This is a genomic window from Microcoleus sp. Pol10D4 (genome assembly GCF_036701555.1).
Taxonomy (GTDB): Bacteria; Cyanobacteriota; Cyanobacteriia; order Cyanobacteriales; family Microcoleaceae; genus Microcoleus.
Window position 1 is genome coordinate 41,722 of sequence record NZ_JAUBRA010000037.1, and the last position, 26,962, is coordinate 68,683.

The window sequence follows — 26,962 nt, forward strand, 5'->3', positions numbered from 1 at the left end:
GCGTAGGGTGCCCCGAAGCCGAATAAACCTGTTAAAATCGAAATAATCAATCTCCGAGGCACTCTACAGGTTGATTTAAGAGTGACTCTTTATTTTGTGGCAACTTTAAAATATCCGTGGATGTACGAGGTGCGATGCCGTGTCTCCTTAGTTATACTTAACAAAGATCATTAAGAAAGCATTTTTGCTATGCCCGTAATTGAATCTAAGTTAAACAACACGCGCAACCTTTTACAAGAATTAGGCAACTCAGTCTCTAGCTTAGTCAAATCGTCCCCGGATGTTTTTGCTGATCCGGGGATTCAATCTTGCCTACAGGATTTTTTAACTGTTTATCAAGAAGCCGTCCAACGCCTAGAAAATCCTAGTTTTCGGATTGCTACTCTGGGCACAACTTCCTCTGGAAAGTCAACGATTGTTAACGCGCTGATTGGTCGAAAAATCGCACCGATTGAAGCCGGAGAAATGAGTGGGGGTGTATTAACCATCAAACATTCTCAAGAACAGAGATTAATGATTGCAGAAACGGAAGATGCGGCTTGGGATACTGGTGAATGGACAGGCTTAAGCGATGAGGATTTATACCAGCGAATTAGCACCGTGATGCACTCCTATCACGCGGCGCGGAAAAAGCGTGAGTATGTTGCGCCACAAATAACTGCTCATGTTCCTCTTTTACCTGCTTGTGATGCTTCTTTGCTAGATTTACCCAACGGAATCGGAGTTGGTTTGATTGATTTACCGGGATTGAAATCTGTTCAAGACCGGGCCAACTTAGCAACTATCCAAAAGCAAGTTAATAAAGCTTTTAGTTTAGTGGCTTTAGACTATATGCAGGTAGATGATGACCATAGAAAACGCCTATTGGAAGAATTAAAGACTGTTGTCGAAGATCTACAATGTCGCACAGATTCGATGATTTTTATCTTAAATCGGGTCGATAACCGAGGAGCAGATGATTTACCCCTATCAGAGCGGATTGATAAGTTAAGAGAAGAAATTAAAGAGGTCTTATCGCTTCCAGAACTTCCTGATGTTCTGCCTTTTAATGCTCGTCTTTTATATTATGCTCAGTGTGCTTGGGGTTCAGGAGCTTTTAACGAACCGTCAGTGATCAGTCAGGAGATACGGTTAAAACTCATTAAAGCTATGTTTCAAGACTGTGCAGGAGTTATTAAATTAAATACTAAGGAGAACCGCGATTTAAAGAATTGGTTTCGCGATATTGAAGATCGGGTAGAAGACAATAAGACTATTGATGATGAAACCATGCGAAAAATTCTCCACTCTTCTTTAGAATGGAGTGGAGGTAGAGAACTTTGGGCTCGTTTCCGTGTGCGGGTTCAAGAATCCTTTGCTGAATTGGTAATACTTCCTGCATTGTTGGAAGTATTCGATCCTTACAATGCTTTAGCAGAATCTCTGGAAATTCGGATTCACCCCATAAAAATTTCCCAACAGGAACAGGTTGAGCAAGAAAGAAATAAAATAGATAAAAGCCGTCATTATTTTCATAATATTAAAGAAGTTGGGAAAGAATTTAAGGTAGAAATTGAGGGACTGAAAGCAGGCTTGAAAAGCGATGATCCTAAAATTAATGATAAACTCGTACAAGAGGCTGTAAAAAAAGGCCGTAATGGCTTTCAGCGGATTTTTGATGCGGTTAAAAAAGATATAGTAGGGGATTTAACCACATCTCTAATTGTTCCAGTTCGCGATGCTTTTAAAAATAATCAAGGAGCTTTTGAGCTAAGAGATAAACTAGGGGAAGTCACATTACCTTCATTAGCTGAGGATCTTTCTAAATACTATGATCATGTTAGTCGCAGACTCAGTAAATTTTCTGGTGAGTCAGAATACTTAGTTAAGCGTATACGGGCTGATGATGATAAGGGGAAAAAAGAACTTGAAGATGATGAACGCTATGTTCGCTTGCTATATCACAGGATGAGAGAAGCTATATCTGCAAGGGCAGAGTTTGTTCTACAATCAAACGCACAACAGTTTGAACAAGCTTTAGAATCATTAGTTGATGAACAAGTTAAGCAACTAAAAGTTTTTCTGACCGAGGGCAATTTTTCTTCGATTAATCTTGAAAAAGTAGCCATCAGTAATTTAGGCAAAAAGTTAGCTCCAAACTTGCCAACTTTACCAGAAAGATTTTTTAAGTTTCCAGAAAATAATATTAAGCAAAACCGTTCTAAAAAAACAGACGGTGAATACATCGAACTTTTCCTTCCGTCTCCAGCCTTAATGGCAACACAATGGTCAAGTGGAATTGAGAAAGGGAAAGGGAGTTTGTGGCATATTTTGCTTGAGTGGATTCTCCAACGGTTAGATTATGTTAGCGATATCTTTAAAGAATCCGTTGATGAGATTACCAATCTAGCTGAACGTGATTTGCAGCAACAATCAAGTATTATTGAGGGCAATTTTGAGCAAAAAAAACAGTTTTGGCGTGAGTTTGAAGCTAAAAAAGATCATGCAACAGCAGATTGTGAAAAGTTACAAGAGATTTTTCGTCAGTGAAGCAAGTTTTAAACCTAATGACATTCAGGAGTTAAAAAATGGAATCTAGCGATATGGAAAGTTTATTAATAGTATTAGGAGTACCAGTATTAGCAGGAGCAGTAGTAGGAGGAGCAGTATTAGTAGTAAAAGAAGTATTAAAAAGAATTTCTCCCAAACCACCTTCTTTAGTTTTAGTGATTTCCGCCTCGCACGCAGATTTTCTTGAATCGCTAAAAGACAAAAAGCAGATTGATGTTAGTGAGGGAGAACAACTTTACCAAATTACGAGATATTTATGGCTAGGATCTGAAACTGAACGTTCTCAGAAAATACCTAATATCAATGAGTATTCAGTCGCCCAAGGAGCCGAATCAGAATATAACATTTACTTGGTTGAGATTAAACTCAAGCAATCTGACGAAGGATTTAAGCGTAATGTCAATCAACTCGATAGATATGATGCTTTTCGTAAATTAGCTAATTTAGCAGGTGATCTTAAAGTGTCTGATAGATTGAAAATAGAAGCTTATGAAAACCTTGGAGTTTATAATCGCTAAACAGGAGAAAGTAAAATGCTGATTTATGCCACTCTTTTACTTAAAAATCCAGAAATTATCAAGGGTTTACTTGATGGTTCCATGCAACGCTATGGAAGCGTTATTAGATGGGCTGCGGGAACTGTAAAGGCTGGTCAAATTGTCCGCCATTTAGCCGAAACTCCCGGACTGACTAGCAAACTGATGACTGTTCCATTTTCTCCCATTGTGGCAGGAATTGATGTTATTGGTCATGGGCTTACCTATCATAAATTAATAGGTGTTGATCATAAATTAAGCGGTATCGATAGTAAATTAATCGGCTTTGAAAAAACCTTATCCTCAGTGATGAGGCTAAGTCAAATTGCTGCCGGCGCAAGTGTTTTAAACCTTGGGATCAGTATTGCTGGCTTTGCCTATATGGGATCTAAACTGCACCAAGTACAAAAAACTTTAGGTCACATTCAACAGTCAATGGAAGAAGGCTTTAACCGGATTGATAATCGCTTAGATATTATCTCTCAACAATTGGCATATCTGTATTTATTGGTAGAAGACAGCCGCCAAAAGCAAAAAAGCCTTGCTAAAGCTATTTCCCATCTTCATCAAGCCATGCTAATTAAAGAAATTGCAGCTTTAAAAGCTGAACTTGACGAGCGCTCTCGTTTTCCTGATGAATCACCGAGATCGGCCATTAAAACAGCTTCTAGGGTGGGATTATTTCTCAGTAATCAAGCGATGCAAGCTACCCCAGAATTAGATGCTGAAATTATGCTTAATGCTGATGTTTCTATTCAAGGTTGGGCTGTAGCCATAGCAACAGAAGCCAATCTTCTCTTAGAAATAGGGAAACATCAAGAAGCTAAAGAATTACTGGCGTTACAAATCCCCCAATTTAAACAAGTCGCGGAAAGATGGGGTAAGGCACTAATCAATGATGAAAACACTTATCTATCTACTGCTTATCGCTTTACTAATTCTCGGTTTAAAAACCATATTACCTCAGAACGAGTAGAACGAATTACGGAAATATCACCAAGCGATCGCACTTTATCTCCTGACCAAATCAGAGGCAAAAAAAATTATGTTGATGTAGAGTTTGAAATGTCCTATAGTTCTGCTAAATTTGATCAAACATGGACACATCGCCAAATTGCTGTAGCTGAATATTTGGATGGGTTGAGTGAACTTTCAGCCAGATTAGAAGGTTTAGAATCGTTTGCAAATCTGTGCGAAAGTAGAGGTGTTAAAAGCAGCCGTGAAATTCTTCCTGGGTCAGACACTGAACCTGGCATATACATACTACCCAGCACATAGCGTAGGGTGCGTCAGAAGCCCAAACCCTTATTACATCAATCTATAACTTACTCTGACGCACCCTACAAATGACAAATAACTATAACGTTTGAATTTGCTCAATCACCCAATCAAAAGTTTCCATAACTTGCTTGAGGGCAGATTCGTCTTGCAAAGTAAACAAAGCCAGACTCGGCGACCTTCTCTCACCCGGTTCTATAGGTAGCGACAGACCGATCGCACTCAGCTTACTTCTCAATTCCAGCCAATTGTGTTCAGCATTAAACGGCGGCTGGGAACCGTAATTATCAGCAGAAATCTCCATTCTGCCAGCAATATCTACAGTGAATAACTGATAGGGTTTTCTTCCCTTTTGAGGTAATTGAGCCGCGAAACCGCCGTAGGCGTCCCCCGTTCCCCACTGGATTTGAACTTCGGGTTCTTGACTTTTGGCCCAAAGGTAAATTGCTCTTGCCATTTGCGCCTCGTCCGCGCCCCGTCTAGCTTTGATTTCCGCAAAAAATGAAGATTCATCCCAGCGCCTTCTTTCGCGCGTTGCGCTGGATTTTTTCTGCTGTGCTTCCGCTGTCTGACCGATCACTCTGGGAACGAGCGTTTTCAAACCATCTTCACTTACATACTGCTTAATTTCCAGGGCCAAAACTTCAACGGGGTCCATTTGTTCGTTGAGAAATTCGACAACTCGGCGCATTTCAGCGGAAATCTCGTCAGCTACAAACACTAAGCGAACTTTACCCGCTTGCAAATTAGTTTTAACCTTTTGCCAAAATCTGTCTTCATTAGCATCCGCACCGAGAAACTCTTCAAAAATCTGTTCGGGATCGCGACCCCGATCGCGACAATTAGCTTCAAACAGAGAAATAATTGAATCGACCGGCCAGTAAACCAACGCATTAGCAGCATAGTCGATCGACTGACCCAAAACTTTTTGCCGCAGTTCGGCATTAGGAGTTCGCCGGACATCGACCAAAGTAGGAACGGCATTTTGGTCGAGAAACAAATGATCCAGCGACCACTGCACCGCTGTTTCCTCATCGCTGGGTGCAGCTTCCCGCGAAATTAACAGCCACCTCCGCGCCGTCGCCCGATCGATTTGATCTCCCGCGATCAAATTAGGATAAGTTACTAGCAAATCTTGTAACTGGTCTTCCGAGTCGTAGGGCTGTTCCATCATTTCTACCAGCCTGTCGTCGTCCTGAATCAGATAAATACCTCCAGCCATGCAAGCCCACCTACTTAATTTTAGATTTTAGATTTTAGATTTTAGATTTTAGATTTTAGGCTTAGTTATTAGTCTTCAGTCTTCAGTCCGCAGCCAATGATTTGTGAAGGCAGAAATCATTGGTCAGAATTCAATAAAAATTTTGAAGTCAATAATTTTTATTGTTTGTTAATTTAATAAAAAATCCCTTCTGACTAATGACTGATGACTAATAACTAATGACTAATAACTAATGACTAATGACTAATCACTCATAGAACCAGTAAATACTCGCTGTGCCGGCCCGGTCATGTAAATTCGCCCTGAAACTTCTGCCCATTCGATTTCCAAAACGCCGCCGGGGAGCTCAACAGCAGTTGCCCGATCGCACTTTCCTACCAACACCCCAGCTACCACTGCAGCACAAGCACCAGTCCCACAAGCTAGAGTAACACCCGCGCCTCTTTCCCACACCCGCATTTTTACATAGTCCGAACGTACCACTTGAATAAATTCCGTATTGGTACGCTGCGGGAAGGCTTGGTTGTTCTCGAATTGAGGCCCGACAGTTTCTAAAGCAATCGCCGCAACATCCTCTACAAAAGTAATGCAGTGAGGATTGCCCATACTGACGCAGGTAACAGACCAAGATTTATCAGCAACTTCGATCGGCACATCTATAGCTTTGGCATCCGCTGCAGCCAAAGTAGTCGGAATTTCCGCAGCCAGCAGCCGGGGAACCCCCATATCCACCTTCACCTGACCGTCCGATCGCAATTCCGGGCTAATCACACCAGCCAGAGTGTGGATGCGGTACTGAGTTTTCGCCTCTGACCCTTCCAAATCGGCGATAAACTTAGCCAAACAGCGAATCCCGTTGCCGCACATTTCCGGTTCCGAACCGTCGGAGTTAAAAATCCGCATCGTATAGTCAGTGTCGTTTTGACCCGGAAGAGCAAATATCACACCGTCTGCGCCAATCCCGAAATGTCGATCGCACAAATCCACAGCTTGTTCTGGCGTGATCACTGGTTCTGACGAGTGGCGATTGTCAATCAGAATAAAATCATTTCCCAGTCCGTGATACTTCGCAAACTCGATCGGCATAAAAACAAACCTCTTTTGGTTAAAACTGATTAGATAATTTGATGACCAAATTACCCATTTCCCAGTATTATAAAACTTTATGCAATTTCTAGTCCTTTCTAGTGAAATATAAACAAATATAATATTTGTAACTCCACAGTAATCTCTAATTAATGCTGATGTCAATGGCTCAATAAATATCGGTCGAAAACTAGCCGCCAACTGGTTTATCCCTCATCGGGGAGACGCGCTTGTAGTTGCGGCAGTAAGGGTTAAACGGTATAAACAGAAGAATATGGTTTAAGGTAATATTTGACTATATTTTTCTGAACTATGTCTGAATTTGAAACCGGATTGCCCAGCGTTCGCTTAATACAAAGCTACATCAAAGACAAACAACAGGTGGAAATCAAACTCCTGACCGGCGACTTAGTAGCTGGCCGAATTTTTTGGCAGGATCATAGCTGCATTTGCCTCCTCGATCCGTCAGAAACACAAATTCTGATCTCGCGGCCAGCAATTGCTTATCTCAAACCCAACGGCTGAGGAGAGGGGGAGAGTGGGAGAGGGGGAGAGGGGGAGAGGGGGGGGAGAGGGGGGGGAGGGGAAAAATCTTCCCTCTTCCCTTTCTTCCCTCTTCCTTCTTCCTTCTTCCCTCTTCCCTCTTCCTTCTTCCTTCTTCCCTCTTCCCTCTTCCTTCTTCCTTCTTCCCTCTTCCTTCTTCCTTCTTCCCTCTTCCCTCTTCCCTTTCTTCCTTCTTCCTTCTTCCTTCTTCCCTCTTCCCTCCCTAATCGCTAAACAGCTTTTCACTGACTTGGGCCTTGACCAAAGGCAGTTTTAAAGCAGGTTGTGGCACCGGCGGTGAGGCCGTCCGCTGCATCAAGCCGAGCTCGTAGAAGCCACCACACAGCAGCAAACGATCGCCTTCTTGCAAATTGCTACTTCCGTCGGGCCAGCGAGTAAATTTCCCTTCCCGGCGGATCGCCCGTACCTGCACCCCGTACTGAGTCAGCACATCTACTTGTGACAGTTTTTTGCCCGCCCAAGGGCTGTTTGCTGGCAGCCTCAGCCACTGGCAAGAACTGTCGCCCTGCGGGACTGCAACTTCCCCCTTCGCCAGCAACTCAAAACTGATAAGTTCTTCGGGTTCTCCGACTACAAAAAGTCGATCGCCCGGCTGCAAAGCTGTCTTCCCGTTGGGATAATCAATCTCCTCGCCATTCTCGCGGACGATCGCCATTACGCTGACCCCTGTCAACTGCCGCAAGTTAGTTTCTTCCAGAGTCATGCTGGCGATCGGAGAACCCGACGGCAAGCTGTACCACTCGCTGTTCATATCTCGAACCGCCACTTTCAAATCCCGCGAAACCGCCAAAGGTTCGCGCGCTGGCCGCAATTCCAGATAGCGGCTGCTGCGAATTTGCTGCACATCCCGCGCGATCGTCATTGCGGAGAGCCCCATGCCAGCCAGCAAGTGGGAAGACAGTTCTAAACTGGCCTCAAACTCCGGCTGCACAACTTCCCAGGCCCCCAGTTGGTAAAGCAGTTCGATGTCTTTATCTTGGTTTGCCTGCACCACAATATCCAAATCCGGGACTAATTCTAAAGCCCGCTTCAGGCACAAGCGAGTGCTCATGGGATCGGGAAGGGCGATCGCCATTGCTTTTGCCCGTTCCACCCGCGCGGCTTCCAATACGTGCAAGCTGGCAGCATTCCCGTAAATGTAAGGAATTCCTTGCTCTCTGCAGTCTTGAATACTACTTTCTGACTCGTCGATCACCACAACTGAACAGTTGCGGCTTTGCAGCATTTTCACTAAAATTCTGCCGACTCGCCCGTAGCCACAAACCACAACATAATTTTGTTCCGGCAAAGTTTCAGCTATTGCCACAGGTTGAGATGTTTCGTCGAAATAGCGCTGCAAAGGCCCGAAATTTTCCGCCCATTTCAATAACTGTGGTACGCTTCTCAACACAAACGGAGTCAGCACGAGGGTGACTGCTGTCGTGCCTAAAATTAACAGGTAAACGTTCCGCGAAACCAGCCCCATAGCTTGGCCGGCACTAGCGAGTACAAAGGAGAATTCTCCTATTTGAGCTAAGCCCAAACCTGCGATCAATGCTGTTTTTAGCGGATAGCCAAATAGTCGGACGATCGGCGTTATAATCAAGAATTTGCCGACAAATACTATCAATACCAGTCCCAGAATTACTTCTAGATGGTTCCACAGAAACATCGGGTCGATTAACATTCCGATGGTGACAAAAAATAAGGATGCAAAAATATCTCGCAAAGGCTCGACGTAAGTTAGAGTTTGGTCGGCATATTCCACCTCCGAAATCATTAAACCCGCCACAAATGCGCCCATCTCGATGGAAAAACCCAAATATTCTGTCAGTAGCGCAATGCCTAAAGCCAAAACCACAACTCCCAGCAAAAACAGTTCCCGGCTTTCTGTTTGCGCGAGGTATCGCAGCAACTGCGGTACCATCCAAATGCCCGCGACTACAGCACCGATAGCAAATAACCCGATCCGCAGCAGGGCCCACGCTACCGTCATGCCGATCGCTTCTGCTGGCTGATTGAGTGCCGGCAAAACTGCTAACATTAGCCCCAAAGCCAAATCTTGAACTACTAATATTCCCAGCATGACTTGGCCGTGGGAAGTACCGGATTCATTGCGTTCCATCAAGCATTTCAGGACGACTGCAGTCGAGGAAAGCGACAGAATCGATCCTAAAAACACGCCTTGAGCGGGCGATTCTACCCAGCCTACAGCCAAGGAAATTGCAGTAGTGATGGCGATCGTCAGCACAATTTGCAAGCCCCCCCCGCCCAAACTAATGGCTTTTACTTTCTGGAGTTCGGCGAAAGAAAATTCCACTCCCAAGGCAAATAACAGAAAAGCAACCCCGAATTCAGCCAGGGTGTCTACCTGAATTAATTCTTTAATCAGCCCCAAACCAGCAGGCCCAACTACGATCCCTCCCAGCAGGTAGCCGAGAATTACCGGCTGTCGCAAAAGCGATGCAAAGAGTCCTCCTGCTGCGGCAGCAGCGAGAACTAGAACTAAGTCAACAATCAGTCGGAAGTCTTCTTGCACAAGTTTATGAAAAAAGTATAAAGTTATATTATAGTATCTAATGTGTTGACTATGTTTGGCACGTTGACTATAGTTGAGGAACAAGCACAACGGCAACCCTTGACTAAGGTATTTTTGCATGGCACAGAGTTCAACTCCTCACAAAAAGCTTAACCTCTTGCAAGTTTATCGAGGGATTGCTGCTGTATTAGTGGTAATGTTTCACCTCAACGATATGAGCGCCGAGAGATTAAATCAAGTTACTTTTTTTAATTTATTTCAGGCTGGGTGGAGCGGTGTTGATTACTTTTTTGTATTGAGCGGTTTTATCATGGTGTATGTTCACCGATCGGCGATCGGTAAAAAAGACCAGTTAAAATCGTTTTTAGTCAAACGCGGCGTGCGAATATATCCGATATACTGGATAATTACTCTGACAGTTTTGTGTTTTTTTCTAGTAATTCCCGGTTTTGCTAACAATAAAGATTTAGGTTGGGGACAGGTAATTGTCTCGCTGCTCTTGATTCCTCAAAAGGACAAGCCCATTCTCGATGTAGGTTGGACTTTAACTTACGAAATATATTTTTATATATTATTCAGCATAGCTATTTGGCTGAAACCCAAACATTCGGCGCCTATACTTTCGGCTTGGTTATTGGTAACAATTTTAAATTCTTGTAAACTTATAAACTTTCCCAAATCTCTTTTCTTGCTAAATCAAGTATTTGGCAATATGAATCTAGAATTTGTTTTGGGTTGCTTTGCTGCCTATATTGTGATTAAATATAATAATAAGATCAGCAAGTACAGGTGGATATTATTTGGAATAGCAAATGTAGGATATGTTATTTTAGGAATGGTCGTCGCATGGGGAAACATAGAGTTTGAGCGCGTCACTACTTTTGCAGTCCTAGCAGCTCTGTTAATCATTGCTGCCACTTCGATAGACCTCAAGGATTCCCCGAAAATTCCTGCTTTTTTAATTTTCTTGGGAGATGCCTCATACTCGATATTTTTGACCCACGGACCGGTGATTTCAGCAAGTACAAAAATTCTGCAAAAGGCGAATTTAGGAAAATATTTCGACGGTTTCTTTGCTCCGGCTCTACTGGCAGTGTTCACCGTAGTTTTCGGTTGCATATTCTACTCTTGGATAGAAAAACCATTGACAGTTTTTCTGCGGAAAAATATTGTTGAGAAAATGTTTCGTCCCCAAGTACAAGGCGGAATTTAAAAAAGCCGAAGGTTGACCGCCCTTGGAAGCCAAGAATTCTGAGACTGTCTGCTGTGAAATTAATCTCCTTCTAACGGGTTATTGTTACTTTCGGACTCCCAAGCCTAAACTGTGATTTTATTCCTCAAAAACGCACTCAGTCGAGATATTTGAGCTGTATAGTGACAAGCCTTCGGATGCCCCAGATAATTGGCATTGTGGACAGCCATCTCTATGCACCCGCGATCGATTCAATTGCCATTGAGCGTCTGATTGTGGCGAGCCACGGGGGTCAAACTAACGAGGACAAGGTGAAAGCAGCAGTAGCACCTGTAAACACTGCCCTAGAGGCGATCGAGTCCCTAACTGTAGGACACCCGTATTTGCTCGGTCACGAACTGACCATTGCCAATTTCTACCTCATTCCGGTCTTCACCTGCCTATCGCAGACCCCAGAGTACGAAGCAACGATCGCCCGAACTTCAAAGCTGCGGACTTGGTGTAATGAGGTCAGTCAACTTCCCAATGTGAATAAATTCTGTGCCTGACATCTGTGCATTTTATAACTCAGGGGTTTACAACCATGTCGCATTTATTTGAGCCATTGGATCAACGTGGGGTTACATTCCGCAATCGCATTGCAGTTTCTCCCATGTGTCAATATTCAAGCGTTGATGGATTCGCGAATGATTGGCATTTGGTTCATCTCGTCAGTCGAGCCGTAGGAGGGGCAGGGCTGGTGATGACTGAAGCTGCGGCAGTCGAGCCTGAAGGACGAATTTCGCCGCAAGATTTGGGAATCTGGCAAGATGCTCATATTGAAATGCTGGCGCGAATCGTCGAGTTAATTCACAGCAACGGTGCGGTTGCGGGGATTCAACTGGCTCATGCAGGTCGAAAAGCCAGTACAGCACTTCCGTGGGAGGGCGGCGATGTGCTTTCGGAATCTCAAGGAGGATGGACTTCGATCGCCCCTAGCGCCATTCCATTTGCTCCCGATAGCCCCGCCCCGATCGCTCTGAGTATCGAAGACATTCAGAAGCAGACGACACTCTTTGTCAGCGCAGCCCAACGCGCCCTAGAAGCCGGATTTGACCTAATAGAAATTCATGCTGCTCACGGCTACCTACTGCATGAATTTCTGTCTCCCTTGAGCAATCAACGCACAGATGACTATGGTGGCAGTTTTGAGCATCGCATCCGGTTTTTATGTGAAGTCGTGCAAGCGGTGCGAAATGTTTTGCCCGATCGAACACCGCTTTGGGTTCGCATCTCTGCAACCGATTGGGTTCCAAATGGTTGGGACATTGAACAAAGTATTGCACTCAGCGATAAATTAAAGTCACTGGGGGTTGATTTAATCGATTGTTCATCAGGCGCAATTGTACCGGGTGAAAAGATTCCGACGGGTGCAGGTTATCAAACTATTTTTGCCGATCGCATTCGACGCGAAGCCAACATCGCCACCGGAGCCGTTGGTATGATTACTGCACCCGCCCAGGCTGACCACATCATCCGTACAGGTCAAGCAGATATGGTATTACTTGCCAGAGAACTGCTGCGCGATCCTTATTGGCCGATGCGGGCTGCGAAGCAACTACGTCAATCGGTGCCTGCTCCAATTCAATACGATCGCGCTTGGTAATTAAGCGGATTTGCGATCGTCGGTTTTACACAAATCCACTAGGAATCACTTTTTTAGTGTTTCTGTAAACCAGTCGCTCAATAAAGGCTTTTTTGATGCGGCCTCAAGTACAAGGCACGTTCCCATCGCCGTGACGTGATTCGATGCGAACGCTAGCGGATGCAGTGAGTCGGATAGTGCTCTTTGCCCTGTTTTAGGCGCATTTGTGGCAATTGTCACCTGAAATCACCCTCGAAGAGATGCGGAGTTTTGCGCCTGCACCGTCTTTTGATGAACTGCTGCATTAGCTTGATTACGAATAACTCAGCAAGTTGCGTGGGTGGGTTCGATCGCACATCCCCTCGCGATGTGTTGGGACTCGCCATCGGTTTCTCTGACGGCATCGTTGTGTCGATCGCACCTTCCCCCCTCCAACCCAACAATCTAATCAATCTAGCCACCATAATATCGGATAATTGTAAAGCAATTCACCAAGCCAACAGCGTCACTAACCCCAGCCTAAAGGCATGGGGCTTGAAAGAGGAAGACTCACCACCTTCTTAATTTGAGACTAAAACAGTGTCTAGCCTGCGTCTTTGAGACAAACTGAATTATCTGGTGGTGGTACACCGAACGATGTTACTGGATGCCTCCCTAGTCTGTAACCTCTCGGATAGTCAGTGGCGAAGGGATATACACACACGGGCTTACCGCCACTTGTTATGCGTACAGGTAGAAAGCACTCGATCCGTAACTGTCCGGGTTAAAGGCGAATACAAAACGTCGAACGTCGTTAGTATATCCAAGGCGGTAACAAGCATTCATCGGGGGAGAATTCCTCCCCCCCCATCCAATGTAAAGCCGTCCTAAAAGGACGGGGTTTCAAACCCATATTTCTGATGAGTATTGACCAATTAAACACAGACTACGGCATAGCCGGACACCTCACCTTCGCCACCGGAAACGGTGGTTTCCCCATGATTCACATCGACAACGGTCAAGCCAAAGCCTTAATTTCTGTGTATTCCGGTCAAGTGCTCTCCTTTCAACCAGCCACCGAAGCCACAGACTTGATGTTCGTCAGCGAAAAAGCCTACTACGCCGAAGGGAAAGCCATCAAAGGCGGTATACCAATCTGTTGGCCCTGGTTTGGCCCAGATCCCGAAGCCTTGGGGCGTCCGAGTCATGGATTTGTGCGGAATCGCCTCTGGAATGTGCTAGAAACCGCTACAACTCCAGACGGCGCCACCAAAGTCACTCTCGGACTCAAGGATACCGATGAAACTAGAGCAATTTGGCCCCAAGCCTTTGAACTGGCGATCGAGATTACGATCGGCACCAGCCTCACTGTAGAATTAATCACCCGTAATCTAGGCGACAAAGCATTTCCCCTCACCCAAGCTTTCCACACCTATTTTCAAGTGGGCGATATCAACCGCGTGCAGGTTTTAGGCTTAGAAAATAGCCAGTATCTTGATAAAGCTGATAGTGGTGTCGAAAAAACTCAAGTGGGTGCAGTGGTAGTAACAGGTGAAGTCGATCGCATTTATCTTGATGTCACCAATGAATTAGTCATTGACGATAGCGCCCTCAATCGTCGGATTCGCATTAAATCATCGGGTAGTAAATCCGTCGTAGTGTGGAATCCTTGGGTGACAATTTCTGCAAATATGGCCGACCTTGATGATGCAGATTATCAGCGTTTACTCTGCGTAGAAACGACAAATGCAGCTACAGATATTGTGGAAGTTCCCGCTCATGGTGAGTTCCGCTTGCAGGCAATTTACAGCGTTGAACGCGACTAAGGAATTAGAGCTTAATTTTAGCGGTGATAGGGCAAAAATTCTCAGTAAGCGGTTCAACATTTCAAGTGGATATTTTGGGCGTTGATTAAATCCCACCCACAAGACTGGGATTGTTTCTTTAAATACAACTTAAATGCCGATTAGCTGCTTGAATTGAAAAACTCTGTCACCCTAATGACTAATAATACCAAATCCAAAATTTCTCCTCTGTTTATTTCTTAGTCCGCGAAAGACGTTCGGCGAAGCTGAGTCGAACTGTCTAGCCGCAGACCAAAGTTTGTATGATCGGTTTCAAACGCCGACTCCGATCTTTTTACTTACCATCAATTATTATGCAAAACTTCAACTGGACAAAACTTCAAAATGGCTCAGACATTCGCGGTATCGCCCTCGAAGGCGTTCCCAATGAAAAAGTCAACCTAACGCCCGAAATTGCGACAATTTTAGGTAAATCATTTGTCAGTTGGCTGGTGCAAAAAGTCAACAAACCAGCGGCAGAATTAACGATCGCGATCGGGCGTGACAGTCGCCTATCAGGGCCAACCTTAATGCAAGCAGTCATGGAGGGAATCGCCTCAGTTGGTGCAACTGTGTACGACTTTGATATGGCATCAACCCCCGCCATGTTTATGAGTACCATTACCCCTGGTTTTGATTGCGACGGCGCGATTATGCTCACTGCTAGCCATTTGCCATTTAATCGAAATGGCTTAAAGTTTTTCACCGCCAAAGGTGGGTTACAAAAACAGGATATTACAGATATCTTAGCACTAGCTCAAAGCAATAACTTTCAGCCAGCAGCCTCGCCCGGTAAGATTACAAAGCATGATTTTATCTCTGTTTATGCTAACCAATTTGTCACAAAAATCCGGGAAGCAGTCAATCATCCAGATAATTTTGAGAAGCCGCTGACAGGATTAAAAATTGTTGTGGATGCGGGCAATGGTGCTGGCGGTTTTTATGTTGATAAAGTCTTAAAACCTTTAGGTGCAGACACCACGGGCAGCCAGTTTTTAGAACCAGATGGTACTTTCCCCAATCATGTGCCAAATCCCGAAGATAAACAGGCAATGCAGTCAATTTGTCAAGCGGTAATTGAACATAAAGCTGATTTTGGGATTATTTTTGATACCGATGTCGATCGCAGTGCTGCCGTCGATCAAGTTGGCAAGGAACTCAATCGCAATCGCTTAATTGCCTTGATTTCTGCGATCGTATTACAAGAACACCCAGGCTCTACCATTGTTACCGATTCTATCACCTCCGATGGCTTGACACAATTTATCGAACAAGATTTAAAAGGGATTCACCATCGCTTTAAACGCGGCTACAAAAATGTGATTGACGAGTCGATTCGCCTCAATGAAGCCGGACAGGAATCATGGCTGGCGATTGAAACCTCTGGACATGGAGCTTTGAAAGAAAATTATTTTCTGGATGATGGCGCTTATTTGGTCAGCAAATTATTGATTGAATTGGCTAAGTCAAAGCTAGCAAATCAATCTTTGCCAGATTTAATTGCGAATTTAAAAGAGCCTGAAGAAAGTGCCGAGTTTCGGATTAAAATGGGTGTGGATGATTTCAAGGCTCACGGCGATCGGGTTATTGAGCAACTGCAACAATTTGTCTCAATGCAAGCAGACTGGAAAATAGTTCCCAATAACTACGAAGGTCTGCGAATTTCCTGCACATCAGCTAGCGAATCCGGCTGGTTTCTGTTACGCTTATCACTCCATGATCCGGTGATGCCTTTGAATGTTGAGTCTAATGTTAAGGGTGGTGTTGCTCACATAGTGGCTCGGCTTTTAGCTTTTTTCCAAACCACAGAATCCCTTGATTTTTCGGCACTATCGCTCTAAGTTTTACTCGTGTCAGACTATTACTAAACCAAACCCAAGGAGGAATTTAATCATGTGGCTTTTAATCATAAAATGTTCTGCTGAAAGCTGGGAGAGCCATTCCAAAGCTTTCAAAACGATCGCTGATAAATATCCGGCTACGCCTCTTTCTTCCAAAAAGATGAAAGGCGATGGTCAACGGATTATGGAATATCAGCTTGAGAATGTCAATGATGTAGAGGAATTTATGGAAGAATGCTTAACTTTAGATGGTTTCACCGCTACCTTTGAATCCCTATAATTTTAGGTGATCAGATTATAGCAAGTCTCAATTTTTATCTCATACCATTTTAAAGGTGAGATTTTAAAATTGGGAATCAATACTATTTTGCCAAAAACAGGCTAAAATAACTAGAGAGTTTGAAGAAAATTCTCGAAAAGTAAACCGCAAAGAAAGAATTGATTTCACTGTTCTTGAGTTAAAAATAATTCTGTTGTAGCGGCGTGAACTATAACTAATACTAATTGTTAAAAGTTATGTAATAGTACCGAGGACTGATAAAATATAATCATCCAGTTATAGATGAAGAGTGTTTCTGTTGAAACTTGTGTTCTCTTATATTTGTAATGGAAACTGTAGTGTGAGCGTCTGGCTGAATCGGGCTTTGCTCCCCGCACTACAGGAGTTTTTATTGAGGATTGGTATAGTTAGTCTAGATATTAAAAATATATCAGCGAGACAAAGGTTAAGGACAGCTAGTGATGGTAATGACTGTGAATCGAGAAAACTGCGGGCTAAGTACGGAAATAATTACAGGTCGGATTTTGCGGTGGGGGCAGTTGAAAGCAAATAAGCTAACCGCCAGTTCGATCGGGGGAATTGTTGCTGGCTTTCTGAGTTTTGCCCTGCCGGTGCAAGCTTTGCAGGTAGTTGTGACGCCGACAAATCCAGAACTGGGAGATACGCTGTCAGTAATGATTCAGGTTGACGGTAACGGCGGGGAAACTCCAACAGTTTCTCTACAGCAAAAAAACTACCCCGCGTTTCCCATGGGCAACGGCCTCTTTCGGGCCCTGCTGCCGACGACGCCGGTAGAGAAACCCGGTGCTCGCCTTCTTCAAGTCGCAGGTGACGGACAAGTGCAGAAGTTGACCGTGCAAGTGCGCGATCGAGATTTTCCTACTCAATCCATCTGGCTTCCGCCTGGGAAAGACGAGGAAGGTACAGATGCTGAATTCGATCGCGTAGACGCATTTAAAGCACTGGTGACACCCGAAAAATTTTGGGACGGCAAATTGTTGCGCCCCAACTCCGGCGAAATTACCACTATTTACGGGGTGCGACGCTATTATAATGGGGTATTTGCTCAAGACTACTACCACCGCGGCGTTGATTACGCGGGTGCTTACGGTTCCCCTGTAGTCGCACCAGCGGCAGGTCGGGTGTCTCTAGTGGGACGCGAATCCCAAGGGTTCAAAATCCACGGGAATGTCGTTGGTCTCGACCACGGCCAGGGGGTAGCAAGTATTTTGATGCACCTCAGCCGGATTGATGTCAAGGAAGGCGATGTCGTGAAAGCAGGTCAAGTAATTGGTGCTCTGGGGTCAACGGGGGCTTCCACAGGTCCTCACCTGCACTGGGGACTTTACGTGCATGGGCAGTCCGTCGATCCTGTACCTTGGCGGCTTCAGGGAGTTGAGTAGGAGTTTTTACAGGTTTTGACGGATTTATCAGTCAATTATGGGGTAAGTTTGTGGCTGGGGTGTGCAGATAACTTTATGGGTTATCTGTATTGAGTTAGGATTTGTATAAAATTTCTCAACTCAACCCTCAAAACTCGAATCTCAAGACGCTAACAATCGCGTCTTCACAAAACTTTATTGATGATGCCGTTGAGTGGGAAGCATATATGAGTATTGAAAAAATTGTTGAACAGGCTTTGCAGGATGGCTATTTAACGCCGTCTATGGAAGCTGAGGTGGGACGGATCTGCAATACGGCTTCGGAATTGTCGATCGAAGAGTACATGGCTCTCGATCGTCTGATGGGTTCTTTGTTGACTGGCGAAGTTGTGGTTCTGCCACGCAAACAGTTCATCAACGTGATGGAAGAGTTGGTACTCAGCGATGCGATCGCTAGGGTAGCCGAAATTGAAGCGACGAGCGACCTGAGTCTGGATGTGGGAGATATTGCAGCTTATGCTTTAAATAGGCTGCCACCTCTGTACGCTACGACGGAAGAGGGAGCTCACTTTCAAAGGGCTAGGGCTAAAGAGCAACTTCACGATTTGATTTCCAAAGAAGTCAACGCAGCGATCGCCCGCAACTTGGACAGGCCCGACACCCCAAACCCTACAGCTTTGGGCAAGTCTTCGGGAAACGAAGTTCTTTCACAGCTAAGCACTTGGCTGCAAGCTAACGCTACTAATTTTGAGCCGCAGCCTTAGTACCACCCCAACAGCTCTTTTTTGATTAAGTCGATCCCGCTCAATTCCGAAAGCGGGATTTTTAGTTTCTGAGCCAGAAAGATTCATCTGATATCAATTCCGGTTGCACCGTCCGTGACTGTTGACTGTTGACTGTTGACTGTTGACTGTTGACTGTTGACTGTTGACGGGCGGCTGGAAAAAATGAATGGTTGAGTATTAACTGTTGACTCGATTTTATTATTTTGATGCAACCGGAAACGATATGAAGGCAGAAGCCAGAAGGCAGAAGCCAGAATTCAAGAACAAAAAATTAAAATTTAAGAGTTTTCTTTATTTGTTACTTCAAATAAAAAATTCTCCCTTCCTTCTTCCTTCTTCCTTCTTCCTTCTTCCTTCTTCCTTCTTCCTTCTTCCTTCTTCCTTCAAACAATTAATTGTTACTGTCAGAAGACTCAGCCGAAGGGCCAGCGGTAACTTTTGTCTCTCGTTTTTCGCGTTTTTTCCGTTCCGCTTGGATGACATCTTGAAGCACTATTCGTGCTTGAGCCATTTTTTCCAAATTGCTGCGGTACAAATCTAAATCTTTGCTAACTTTGTCTTCTGGGAGGTGCAAGGCCGCACTGACTTTGGCGATCGCGTTGTTTCGCGTTTCTTGGTCTTTTACCAAGTTAGGGTCAGCTTTTTCTAATAGCGAGAACAAACCGATCGCGAACAAGCGACTGTACTTAAATTGAGGGTTGCTGGCGATCGCCCCTAAAGACGCTTGCAAATCCGCTGTATCTTCAAAGCTAGTCGAGCGATCAAGCCACGAGAGCAACTCTTGCCCGGAAAGTCTATCCGCCAAGCTTTCCAATCGCTGAGCGTCTTGCTTGTAGCGCTCTGGATCGTCTTCTAGGGACTTGCACAAAGCGTTAAAAATCGAAACTCTGTCTGCTTCTGGCGCGTACCCAAGCATGAATCGATCGAAAGCTGTCACCACACCCAAAGCATAAATCGGGTCGTATTGAAAATCGGCATTTGCCGAAAGCAAGTGCATTTCTACCATCAACTCTTCCACCACTCGACGGTAAATTGAGTTGATCGGTCGAGTGTGAATCGTATAGAAACTTCGCTTAGTATCTGAAACAGTACGGTTATTGTTCACCTGAGTCTTATAGATAAATAATTTTGCCGTAGCGGGCGTGCCAGCGCGGCGTGAGTAAAGTCGGGGAGTCAATTCTGCGATCGGTCTGACAAAAAGTGCCAGTTTTTTAAGCGTTGCCGCCGGATTGCGAGACAAAATTTTATCAAAAAAATTTTACGCGCGATCGGCAGCAACCATTAATATGTCGCAATAGGAGGGGCAAAACCCCAGTATCTTTACAATCATAGCTCTTCTGGGATCGCTCATCAGAAAAATGGGTAGAAACCCCGTCCTTATAGGACGGCTTCACAAAAAGACACAAAACCAAAGCGACTAACTCACAAAAGACGTGCTAGAGCGTGAAGATGGAAAAAGCCTACCGCTACCGATTCTACCCGACCGTCGAGCAAGAAAATCTCTTGCGACGGACAATGGGTTGTACCCGGTTAGTGTATAACAAGGCTTTGGCGGCCCGCACGGAAGCTTGGTACGAGCGTCAAGAGAGGGTTGGCTACAGAGAAACTTCCTCGATGCTGACGAGTTGGAAAAAAGAAGAGGAACTCGACTTCCTCAACGAAGTTAGTTGCGTACCTCTTCAACAGGGACTCAGACACCTTCAAACAGCTTTTACCAATTTCTTTGGGGGACGAGCCAAGTACCCTAATTTCAAAAAAAAACACAACGGTGGTAGCGCTGAGTTCACCAAGTCAGCTTTCCGTTGGAAAAACGGGCAAGTGTTTCTGGCAAAGTGCAATGACCCGCTACCTATTCGGTGGAGCAAACAAATTCCAGCAAGCTGTGTTCTTTCTACTATTACGGTAAAACTAACACCGGCTGGACGTTGGTATGTCTCTATACTTGTAGACGACTACACGCTCAAACCACTTCCCAAAACAAACAAAACAATCGGCTTGGACGTGGGAATTAGTAGCCTGATTGCTACTAGCGACGGCAATAAGATTGCCAACCCCAAGCATTTCAAGCAGCTTCGTAAGAAGTTAAAAAGGAAGCAAAAAGCTCTAGCCAAAAAGCAAAAAGGAAGTCGTAACCGTGAAAAAGCGCGGGTGCAACTGGCTAGAGTCCACGCACAAATAGTCGATGTCCGCAAAGATTTCTTGCACAAGCTAACAACTCAAATCATTCGTGAAAATCAAACGATTGTCGTTGAGGACTTGGCTATCAAGAATATGGTGAAAAACCATAAATTAGCTCTTGCTATTAGTGACGCTAGTTGGGGCGAGTTAATTCGCCAGCTAAGTTACAAGTGCCAGTGGTATGGGCGAGAGTTTGTAAAAATAGACCGCTGGTTTCCGAGCTCTAAACGCTGTGGAAACTGCTGTCACATTGTTGAAAAATTGCCGTTGAATATTCGAGAATGGGAATGCCCTAAGTGTGGCGCAAACCACGATCGTGACATTAACGCAGGAAAAAACATTTTGGCGGCTGGGCTAGCCGTGTCAGTCTGTGGAGCGACCGTAAGACCCGAACAGAGCAAATCTGTTAGGGCGGGTGCTATGAAGCAGAAACCTAATCGGTGACGATTGGGAATCCCTGTACCTTTAGGTCAGGGTGGATGTCAAAAATCTAATCTTCTGACTTGCCCCGATCGGCTAGCCATATATCACAATTAAGTTTTTTTTGTCAAGTCCTAATCGTCAAAAATCAAACAAACATGACAATTTCTCCAGAATTAATAGCTTTAGCCCAGTACATGGCGGGCGAATTTGACAACCGGGAACAAGCGCTAGCAGACCCGGCTTGGTACGTTCACCTTCGTTTGTGGCAAAGACCACTGCCCGTTCCTTTATTTTCCGAACCCAGCATTGCCCTGTTTGCCGAACAAGCCAACATTCTGGAATTAGATAAGCCATACCGCCCTCGCATCGTGCAACTGAGGCACTCACAGATAGCGCCAGGACTGATTGAAGCTCAGTATTATATGTTCAAGGATATCGCAGCCGTCAAAGGAGCCGGTTGCAACCCCGACTTGCTTGGAAAGCTAACGAACGAGCAAATCCAACTCCTTCCCGGCTGCACCCTCTCGGTTGCGGTGCAAAATTTAGCCTCAAATGGCTATCGCTTTCGCGCATCTTTGCCGGAGGGCACTCGCTGCGGCTTTGCCTACGGGGGGCAAAATTACCAAGTAGACTTGGGATTTGAAGCCGCAGGCGAGGAATTTCTCAGCTATGACAAAGGAATAAGCCCCACGACAGGCAAGGCTATCTGGGGAGCTTTAATGGGCCCTTTTAGATTTGTCAAGCGTCAGGATTTTGCTGCTGAGATATTGGGCTGAACCAAGAACCAACAAGAAAGAAGCAAGAAAGATTTAGCTATCTAGGATAGAAGGCAAGACTTTAGCTTGACGTATTCTTCTACTTCAGTGTTTTGGTGAACGTCTCAACCTTTCAAGAAAAGAATAAGGCATAAGGAAGCAGGCAAAAATTTACCTGCTTCCTGTTCTTCTGCTGGGTTTCTGCGCGCTTTTGAGTCTCAAGCTTAAATTACCCGCGACACTGCAACCGATGCCAGCAGGAGTGCTCAACTTGCGCGCGGCACCCCCTCTAGAGCTTCTTCTTCCGTTTCAAAAATTTCAAACACAGAATCCATCATGGTGACTTCAAACACCAGTTTGGCTTCTGGATGAACATTGCAAATGCGGAAACTTCCCTTAACTTTATCCGCATCCCGCATACCTGCTACAAGTGAGGTCAGGCCAGAACTATCGATAAAGTTAACCTGACCAAGATTCACTACGACATGGCGGCTGAGTTTGGAAATACACTCTTGCAACTTGAGGCGGAATTGCCAAGCTGTAGTGATGTCCAACCGTCCCGTCGGTGCTAAGACGATAACTGTTGTACCGTCTTGAAGCGTGTGGGTTTTTTGATCAATATGAATCACTGACCCTTCCCTCAAATTTATTATCTATCGCGGTGGTTACTGTCCCAGTAGTTTAACTCAGGTCGGTGACTGCTGAGGCATCCAATTCGCCCAATCTTGCGGTTTTAGGAACTTGGAGTAGAGTTCGGCTTCTGGAGAGTTGGGTTCTGGCTCGTAGCAGTATTCCCAGCGTACCAAAGGTGGCAGGGACATAAGAATCGATTCGGTGCGTCCGTTGGTTTGTAAGCCAAAGGTCGTGCCTCGATCGTACACTAAGTTAAATTCAACGTAACGGCCGCGGCGGTAAAGTTGGAAATTACGCTCGCGCTCGCCGTATTCTTTCGATCGGTGCTTTTCAATAATGGGGGTGTAAGCCGGCAAAAATGCCCGGCCGCAGTCCTGTACAAAAGCGAACAGCGACTCCCAAGTCCTCGGTTCCGGCACCCCGATGTTGTTGCTGCACTCAGCGGCCTTCCCTTTGACATGATGGTCGCGGTAAAGCGCGCCTTGAGCGCTTTGGTAGTCAAAAAACAGGCCACCCACGCCACGGGTTTCTTGGCGGTGGGGGAGGTAGAAATATTCGTCGCACCAGAGTTTAAATGTCGGATAATAGCCGGGATGGTGGCGATCGCAAGCTGCTTTCAGAGTTTTGTGAAAATGAGCTGCATCCTCAGCCAACGGGTAATAAGGAGTCAAATCCACACCGCCACCAAACCACCAAATCGGCCCAGCCTCAAAATAGCGATAATTCAGGTGAACCGTAGGCAAGTAGGGATTGCGGGGGTGCAGCACCATCGAAGTACCCGTTGCATAGAAATCGTGACCTGCAGCTTCTGGGTGCTTTGCCAGAATCAAAGCCGGCAAACTTTCGCCCCAAACTTGGGAAAAATTGACTCCCCCTTGTTCAAACACATCGCCTTCGCGCATGACGCGAGAACGTCCGCCACCGCCTTCGGAGCGTTCCCAAGAGTCCTCCTTAAATTTGCCAAGGCCATCGAGCTGTTCGAGGGATTGACAAATTTCGTCTTGTAGGCTTTTCATAAATTGGCTGACTCTAGCTCTAGAGTCAGCGGGCGGCAAAAACGGGGAAGTGGCGGTTTTAAGTGTTGTAGAAACTGTCATCCGATTTAAGATTTAAGATTTTAGATTTTAGATTGAAGAATTGCGACCACGGCTCAATTCGCCTATTGTGACCAAATTGCTTTCGGTCGTAGAAATTCTTGCCGAGCGCATTTGAGTTTGAGATTGACCGTGAGTCCCAAATCCTGTCGTCATGTAATTATGCCACCGCAGGTCTGCAAATGATCGCTATGAAGTTACATTAAAAAATAGCAATAAAAATATACTTAAACCTGCGATCGAAAATTCGCTAACCCAATTGCAGAGCTATGGTGGAGAACACAATGCCCAATACACTCGATGTTAGTTCAGTCTTAGAAATCCTGCGACCTGTGCAAGACCCCGAACTGCAAAAGAGTTTGGTGGAATTGAACATGATTCGTAACATAAAAATTGACGGCGGTGTCGTCAGTTTTACTTTAGTGCTGACAACGCCTGCTTGCCCGCTGCGAGAATTTATTGTCGAAGATTGCCAAAAAGCGGTCAAACAGTTGCCAGGAGTCGAAAAAGTGGCGGTGGAGGTGACAGCCGAGACGCCGCAGCAGAAGGGAGTGGTCGATCGCCAAGGCATTGAGGGCGTTAAAAATATTATCGCAATTTCCAGCGGTAAAGGTGGAGTCGGCAAAAGCACGGTGGCGGTAAACGTGGCAGTAGCGCTAGCACAAACCGGCGCCAAGGTGGGTTTGCTGGATGCGGATATCTATGGGCCCAACGACCCCAATATGTTGGGTTTGGGAGACGCAAAAGTGATGGTTAGGGATGGAAAAAGCGGGGAAAGCCTCGAACCCGCCTTCAACTACGGCGTCAAATTAGTGTCGATGGCGTTTTTAATTGACAAAGACCAACCCGTGATTTGGCGCGGCCCGATGTTGAACGGGATCATCCGGCAGTTCCTCTATCAGGTAAATTGGGGCGATTTAGACTATTTGATTGTCGATATGCCTCCGGGTACTGGAGACGCGCAGTTGACAATGGCGCAAGCGGTGCCGATGGCTGGTGTCGTGATCGTGACAACGCCGCAGACTGTCGCTTTATTGGACTCCCGCAAGGGCTTAAAGATGTTCCAGCAGTTGGGAGTGTCGGTGTTGGGAATTGTGGAAAACATGAGCTATTTTGTGCCGCCGGATATGCCCGACAAGCAATACGATATTTTCGGTTCCGGCGGCGGGGAAAAAACTGCTGCTGAGTTGGGAGTGCCGCTGTTAGGCCGCATTCCGCTGGAAATTCCGTTGCGGGAAGGTGGCGATTCGGGGGTGCCGATCGTGGTGGGACAACCGGGTTCTGCTTCAGCTAGGGAGTTGCGGGCGATCGCGGGCCGCATTGCCGGTAAAGTTTCCGTAGCAGCCTTAGCCTAACAAACTCTCGTTCCGAGGCTTTGCCTCGCGTCTTCCTGTACACGAAGATTTGCCTAGTTCTCAGGCTCTGCTTGGGAACTAGAAACGAGAAAAGGTAAACTATAACCAGCAAACTTAACATTCAAAGAATTATGATTTTTCCAGGTTCGGCAGTTCGAGTTAAAGATAAGGGTGAGATTTACTACGCCTTTCAAGGACAAGTCCAGCGAGTTAGCGACGGGAAAGTCGCGGTACTGTTTGAAGGCGGCAATTGGGACAAGCTGATCACGTTCCGCCTGTCGCAGTTGGAACTTGTCGATGCTACGGCTGGTCGCGCGAAATAGTCAGTTGGTTGTTGACAGTTGACAGTTGACAGTTGACAGTTGTCAGTTATTGTTTATTAGTACCACTTACAAATAATAAATAACAACCAACTGCCAACAACCAACTGACTAATATCTATTCCGGCTGCGCCGGAATGATATCAAATCCGCGCTTCAGCGTCGGGCGTAAAGTAGAATCCCGATGCCAACAAATAATTCGCGCAATTTTCATTTTTTTGACTCACAGTCAACAGTCAACAGTCAACAGTCAACAATGATTCCGGTTGCACCGGAATCGATATAATATGCGTTTACCTTTACCCCAATTTGCTACAAAAGAGCGCCATCCCGATCGCATTGCTGAGGTAATCGAGACGGCAACTTCGGAGTTTTTGGCTCAATGTTTGGAACCGGAAGACTTAAGCTTTCCCGTGATGCCACCTTTTGGGAGTTGGGTGAAGGCCGAGGATGAAGAGTCAAAAAATCAAATTTACGGCGTGGTTTATTACGCTACGACTAGCCCGATCGACTCGGTGCACAGAGCTCGCGCTTTGGGTTTGTCGCTGGAAGAGTTGCGGGAAGAACAACCGCAGATTTTTGCGATGCTCAAAACCGAGTTTCGAGTGGCGATTGTGGGGTATGAGGCTGCGCCGGAAAGGTTGAACGGCCACGGCCCATCGAGGGGTAAAATTTATCAGTATTTGCCACCGCGCCCGCCGCAAATTCACCAGGCGGTTTATCGTTGCGAACCGGATGAGGTAATTGATTTTACGGTGCAGTTGGATTTTTTGAGGACACTGCTGGGGGTGGCTAATGCGCCGGTGGAGGCGCTGACGGCGGCGGCAATTCGTGAGATTTATCAGTTGCGGATGCGCGATCGATCTTGGTTGGTGGAAGCGGGGAGGAGTTTGAGTGTTTTGTTGAAGGATGATTATGACAGGTTGAGGGTGATTTTGAGTCAGATTCATCCGTAGGGAAAAGCTGTTATAACTACAAAATCGAGATAGTCTCAACCTAGCCGTTAAAGATGACAGGTTTCCCAAACTAAACTAAGCTATCAATAGTTCAGCCCCGACACTACTGCTACCCAACATAACTCTCATGCAAGGACAAACACTCGCAGGACGCTACCACATCATAAAACACTTGGGAGGCGGTGGCTTTGGTCAGACGTACCTGGCTGAAGATAAAAGGCGATCGGGTAATCTTCGGTGTGTCGTCAAGCAACTCAAGCCACAGTTTACAGATCCGCAAACTCTAAGTATAGCTAGACGTTTATTTAAAACAGAAACAGACACCCTCCACCAACTAGGAACTCATCCTCAGATTCCCGAACTTTTGGATCATTTTGAGGAAAATCAAGAATTTTATTTAGTTCAAGAGTTGATTGAGGGGATAGATTTAAGTAAAAAAATTACTCCTGGCCAGCAGCTTAGCGAGTCGGAAGTTATGGCTATTTTGCAGGAGATATAGTCATTTCAAATAAATGTGAGACAGACGTCAGATCATGATAAAATCGCTAAAAGTAGTTAATTAGAAAA

General features: G+C 45.5%; 26 protein-coding genes. 19 read left to right on the plus strand and 7 right to left on the minus strand.

Annotation, left to right across the window (positions count from 1 at the left end; genetic code table 11):
* Positions 1 to 189 precede the first annotated feature (189 nt).
* Genes QUA36_RS18535 through QUA36_RS18545 form a run of 3 tightly spaced genes read left to right on the plus strand, consistent with a single transcriptional unit; the run spans position 190 to position 4,364 of the window.
* Positions 190 to 2,529 (plus strand): dynamin family protein, encoded by a 2,340-nt coding sequence (locus QUA36_RS18535; RefSeq protein ID WP_333458669.1) that lies wholly within the window; start codon positions 190 to 192, stop codon positions 2,527 to 2,529.
* A 38-nt stretch (positions 2,530 to 2,567) separates the two neighbouring features.
* Positions 2,568 to 3,068, plus strand: coding sequence for a hypothetical protein (locus QUA36_RS18540; RefSeq protein ID WP_333458670.1), 501 nt, complete (start codon positions 2,568 to 2,570; stop codon positions 3,066 to 3,068).
* 15 nt (positions 3,069 to 3,083) lie between these two features.
* Entirely contained in the window at positions 3,084 to 4,364 is a 1,281-nt protein-coding gene (locus QUA36_RS18545; protein ID WP_333458671.1) for a hypothetical protein, read from the plus strand.
* 79 nt (positions 4,365 to 4,443) lie between these two features.
* On the opposite strand, the gene QUA36_RS18550 is transcribed toward QUA36_RS18545, so the two are convergent.
* Positions 4,444 to 5,586, minus strand: coding sequence for a hypothetical protein (locus tag QUA36_RS18550; RefSeq protein ID WP_333458672.1), 1,143 nt, complete (start codon positions 5,584 to 5,586; stop codon positions 4,444 to 4,446).
* A gap of 243 nt (positions 5,587 to 5,829) precedes the next feature.
* Positions 5,830 to 6,672 carry a diaminopimelate epimerase gene (gene dapF, locus QUA36_RS18555; protein ID WP_333458673.1) on the minus strand — a complete coding sequence of 281 codons (843 nt, stop codon included), beginning with the start codon at positions 6,670 to 6,672 and terminating at the stop codon, positions 5,830 to 5,832.
* Positions 6,673 to 6,984: 312 nt separating this feature from the next.
* Between dapF and QUA36_RS18560 the strand changes: the two genes are divergently transcribed.
* Positions 6,985 to 7,197 carry an Hfq-related RNA-binding protein gene (locus tag QUA36_RS18560; RefSeq protein ID WP_333167467.1) on the plus strand — a complete coding sequence of 71 codons (213 nt, stop codon included), beginning with the start codon at positions 6,985 to 6,987 and terminating at the stop codon, positions 7,195 to 7,197.
* On the opposite strand, the gene QUA36_RS18565 is transcribed toward QUA36_RS18560, so the two are convergent.
* Both QUA36_RS18565 and QUA36_RS18570 read right to left on the minus strand, forming a co-directional pair.
* A complete protein-coding gene (locus QUA36_RS18565; protein ID WP_333458674.1) occupies positions 7,138 to 7,461 on the minus strand; it encodes a hypothetical protein in 324 nt (107 codons plus the stop codon). The genes QUA36_RS18560 and QUA36_RS18565 overlap by 60 nt on opposite strands.
* Positions 7,439 to 9,754, minus strand: a complete 2,316-nt coding sequence (locus tag QUA36_RS18570; protein WP_333458675.1) for a cation:proton antiporter domain-containing protein — start codon at positions 9,752 to 9,754, stop codon at positions 7,439 to 7,441. The genes QUA36_RS18565 and QUA36_RS18570 overlap by 23 nt, the downstream gene beginning before the upstream one ends.
* A 118-nt stretch (positions 9,755 to 9,872) precedes the next feature.
* On the opposite strand from QUA36_RS18570, the gene QUA36_RS18575 reads away from it, so the two are divergent.
* The 9 genes from QUA36_RS18575 (at position 9,873) to QUA36_RS18615 (ending at position 18,660) form a co-directional block, all read left to right on the plus strand.
* Positions 9,873 to 10,967: an acyltransferase gene (locus tag QUA36_RS18575; RefSeq protein ID WP_333458676.1), complete on the plus strand. Its 1,095-nt coding sequence runs from the start codon at positions 9,873 to 9,875 to the stop codon at positions 10,965 to 10,967.
* Between the two features lie 176 nt (positions 10,968 to 11,143).
* On the plus strand, positions 11,144 to 11,494 hold the full coding sequence (locus tag QUA36_RS18580) for a glutathione S-transferase domain-containing protein (RefSeq protein WP_333458677.1): 351 nt from the start codon (positions 11,144 to 11,146) through the stop codon (positions 11,492 to 11,494).
* A gap of 35 nt (positions 11,495 to 11,529) precedes the next feature.
* The gene (locus QUA36_RS18585) at positions 11,530 to 12,591 is read left to right on the plus strand and encodes an NADH:flavin oxidoreductase/NADH oxidase (RefSeq protein ID WP_333458678.1); all 1,062 of its coding nucleotides are present in this window, start codon (positions 11,530 to 11,532) and stop codon (positions 12,589 to 12,591) included.
* A 288-nt stretch (positions 12,592 to 12,879) separates the two neighbouring features.
* Positions 12,880 to 13,134: a hypothetical protein gene (locus QUA36_RS18590; protein ID WP_333458679.1), complete on the plus strand. Its 255-nt coding sequence runs from the start codon at positions 12,880 to 12,882 to the stop codon at positions 13,132 to 13,134.
* Positions 13,135 to 13,469: 335 nt separating this feature from the next.
* Positions 13,470 to 14,375, plus strand: coding sequence for a D-hexose-6-phosphate mutarotase (locus QUA36_RS18595; protein ID WP_333458680.1), 906 nt, complete (start codon positions 13,470 to 13,472; stop codon positions 14,373 to 14,375).
* 332 nt (positions 14,376 to 14,707) lie between these two features.
* The gene (locus QUA36_RS18600; RefSeq protein ID WP_333454178.1) at positions 14,708 to 16,234 is read left to right on the plus strand and encodes a phosphomannomutase/phosphoglucomutase; all 1,527 of its coding nucleotides are present in this window, start codon (positions 14,708 to 14,710) and stop codon (positions 16,232 to 16,234) included.
* 52 nt (positions 16,235 to 16,286) lie between these two features.
* The gene (locus QUA36_RS18605; protein ID WP_333167447.1) at positions 16,287 to 16,514 is read left to right on the plus strand and encodes a hypothetical protein; all 228 of its coding nucleotides are present in this window, start codon (positions 16,287 to 16,289) and stop codon (positions 16,512 to 16,514) included.
* 461 nt (positions 16,515 to 16,975) lie between these two features.
* Entirely contained in the window at positions 16,976 to 17,917 is a 942-nt protein-coding gene (locus tag QUA36_RS18610; protein WP_333458685.1) for a M23 family metallopeptidase, read from the plus strand.
* A gap of 206 nt (positions 17,918 to 18,123) precedes the next feature.
* The gene (locus tag QUA36_RS18615) at positions 18,124 to 18,660 is read left to right on the plus strand and encodes a late competence development ComFB family protein (protein WP_006631395.1); all 537 of its coding nucleotides are present in this window, start codon (positions 18,124 to 18,126) and stop codon (positions 18,658 to 18,660) included.
* A gap of 412 nt (positions 18,661 to 19,072) precedes the next feature.
* Here the strand turns inward: QUA36_RS18615 and psb29 are convergent, their stop codons facing one another.
* Positions 19,073 to 19,786, minus strand: coding sequence for a photosystem II biogenesis protein Psp29 (psb29, locus tag QUA36_RS18620; RefSeq protein ID WP_333163480.1), 714 nt, complete (start codon positions 19,784 to 19,786; stop codon positions 19,073 to 19,075).
* A 344-nt stretch (positions 19,787 to 20,130) separates the two neighbouring features.
* Between psb29 and QUA36_RS18625 the strand changes: the two genes are divergently transcribed.
* Together QUA36_RS18625 and QUA36_RS18630 are read left to right on the plus strand one after the other, a co-directional pair.
* Positions 20,131 to 21,303, plus strand: coding sequence for an RNA-guided endonuclease TnpB family protein (locus QUA36_RS18625; protein WP_333458681.1), 1,173 nt, complete (start codon positions 20,131 to 20,133; stop codon positions 21,301 to 21,303).
* A gap of 134 nt (positions 21,304 to 21,437) precedes the next feature.
* Positions 21,438 to 22,058, plus strand: a complete 621-nt coding sequence (locus tag QUA36_RS18630; protein WP_333458682.1) for a chromophore lyase CpcT/CpeT — start codon at positions 21,438 to 21,440, stop codon at positions 22,056 to 22,058.
* A gap of 245 nt (positions 22,059 to 22,303) precedes the next feature.
* Here the strand turns inward: QUA36_RS18630 and QUA36_RS18635 are convergent, their stop codons facing one another.
* A complete protein-coding gene (locus QUA36_RS18635; protein ID WP_006631392.1) occupies positions 22,304 to 22,666 on the minus strand; it encodes an STAS domain-containing protein in 363 nt (120 codons plus the stop codon).
* Positions 22,667 to 22,723: 57 nt separating this feature from the next.
* Entirely contained in the window at positions 22,724 to 23,767 is a 1,044-nt protein-coding gene (gene hemF / locus QUA36_RS18640) for an oxygen-dependent coproporphyrinogen oxidase (RefSeq protein ID WP_333066085.1), read from the minus strand.
* A 281-nt stretch (positions 23,768 to 24,048) separates the two neighbouring features.
* On the opposite strand from hemF, the gene QUA36_RS18645 reads away from it, so the two are divergent.
* The 4 genes from QUA36_RS18645 to QUA36_RS18660 all read left to right on the plus strand — a co-directional run bounded on the left by QUA36_RS18645 (position 24,049) and on the right by QUA36_RS18660 (position 26,894).
* Positions 24,049 to 25,119, plus strand: a complete 1,071-nt coding sequence (locus QUA36_RS18645; RefSeq protein WP_333057242.1) for an Mrp/NBP35 family ATP-binding protein — start codon at positions 24,049 to 24,051, stop codon at positions 25,117 to 25,119.
* A 131-nt stretch (positions 25,120 to 25,250) separates the two neighbouring features.
* Complete coding sequence (locus QUA36_RS18650) at positions 25,251 to 25,442, plus strand: NAD(P)H dehydrogenase subunit NdhS (protein ID WP_015175937.1); 192 nt, start codon at positions 25,251 to 25,253, stop codon at positions 25,440 to 25,442.
* Positions 25,443 to 25,726: 284 nt separating this feature from the next.
* Complete coding sequence (locus tag QUA36_RS18655) at positions 25,727 to 26,395, plus strand: HAS-barrel domain-containing protein (protein WP_333061313.1); 669 nt, start codon at positions 25,727 to 25,729, stop codon at positions 26,393 to 26,395.
* 127 nt (positions 26,396 to 26,522) lie between these two features.
* Positions 26,523 to 26,894 (plus strand): protein kinase domain-containing protein, encoded by a 372-nt coding sequence (locus QUA36_RS18660; protein WP_333458683.1) that lies wholly within the window; start codon positions 26,523 to 26,525, stop codon positions 26,892 to 26,894.
* Positions 26,895 to 26,962: the final 68 nt, after the last annotated feature.

Bases quoted from the DNA above. Each gene is read 5' to 3' on its own strand.
- QUA36_RS18535 (WP_333458669.1), top strand. From the start codon at position 190: ATGCCCGTAATTGAATCTAAGTTAAACAACACGCGCAACCTTTTACAA.
- QUA36_RS18540 (WP_333458670.1), top strand. From the start codon at position 2,568: ATGGAATCTAGCGATATGGAAAGTTTATTAATAGTATTAGGAGTACCA.
- QUA36_RS18545 (WP_333458671.1), top strand. From the start codon at position 3,084: ATGCTGATTTATGCCACTCTTTTACTTAAAAATCCAGAAATTATCAAG.
- QUA36_RS18550 (WP_333458672.1), bottom strand. From the start codon at position 5,586: ATGGCTGGAGGTATTTATCTGATTCAGGACGACGACAGGCTGGTAGAA.
- dapF (WP_333458673.1), bottom strand. From the start codon at position 6,672: ATGCCGATCGAGTTTGCGAAGTATCACGGACTGGGAAATGATTTTATT.
- QUA36_RS18560 (WP_333167467.1), top strand. From the start codon at position 6,985: ATGTCTGAATTTGAAACCGGATTGCCCAGCGTTCGCTTAATACAAAGC.
- QUA36_RS18575 (WP_333458676.1), top strand. From the start codon at position 9,873: ATGGCACAGAGTTCAACTCCTCACAAAAAGCTTAACCTCTTGCAAGTT.
- QUA36_RS18580 (WP_333458677.1), top strand. From the start codon at position 11,144: ATGCCCCAGATAATTGGCATTGTGGACAGCCATCTCTATGCACCCGCG.
- QUA36_RS18585 (WP_333458678.1), top strand. From the start codon at position 11,530: ATGTCGCATTTATTTGAGCCATTGGATCAACGTGGGGTTACATTCCGC.
- QUA36_RS18595 (WP_333458680.1), top strand. From the start codon at position 13,470: ATGAGTATTGACCAATTAAACACAGACTACGGCATAGCCGGACACCTC.
- QUA36_RS18600 (WP_333454178.1), top strand. From the start codon at position 14,708: ATGCAAAACTTCAACTGGACAAAACTTCAAAATGGCTCAGACATTCGC.
- QUA36_RS18605 (WP_333167447.1), top strand. From the start codon at position 16,287: ATGTGGCTTTTAATCATAAAATGTTCTGCTGAAAGCTGGGAGAGCCAT.
- QUA36_RS18610 (WP_333458685.1), top strand. From the start codon at position 16,976: ATGGTAATGACTGTGAATCGAGAAAACTGCGGGCTAAGTACGGAAATA.
- QUA36_RS18615 (WP_006631395.1), top strand. From the start codon at position 18,124: ATGAGTATTGAAAAAATTGTTGAACAGGCTTTGCAGGATGGCTATTTA.
- QUA36_RS18625 (WP_333458681.1), top strand. From the start codon at position 20,131: ATGGAAAAAGCCTACCGCTACCGATTCTACCCGACCGTCGAGCAAGAA.
- QUA36_RS18630 (WP_333458682.1), top strand. From the start codon at position 21,438: ATGACAATTTCTCCAGAATTAATAGCTTTAGCCCAGTACATGGCGGGC.
- hemF (WP_333066085.1), bottom strand. From the start codon at position 23,767: ATGACAGTTTCTACAACACTTAAAACCGCCACTTCCCCGTTTTTGCCG.
- QUA36_RS18645 (WP_333057242.1), top strand. From the start codon at position 24,049: ATGCCCAATACACTCGATGTTAGTTCAGTCTTAGAAATCCTGCGACCT.
- QUA36_RS18650 (WP_015175937.1), top strand. From the start codon at position 25,251: ATGATTTTTCCAGGTTCGGCAGTTCGAGTTAAAGATAAGGGTGAGATT.
- QUA36_RS18655 (WP_333061313.1), top strand. From the start codon at position 25,727: ATGCGTTTACCTTTACCCCAATTTGCTACAAAAGAGCGCCATCCCGAT.
- QUA36_RS18660 (WP_333458683.1), top strand. From the start codon at position 26,523: ATGCAAGGACAAACACTCGCAGGACGCTACCACATCATAAAACACTTG.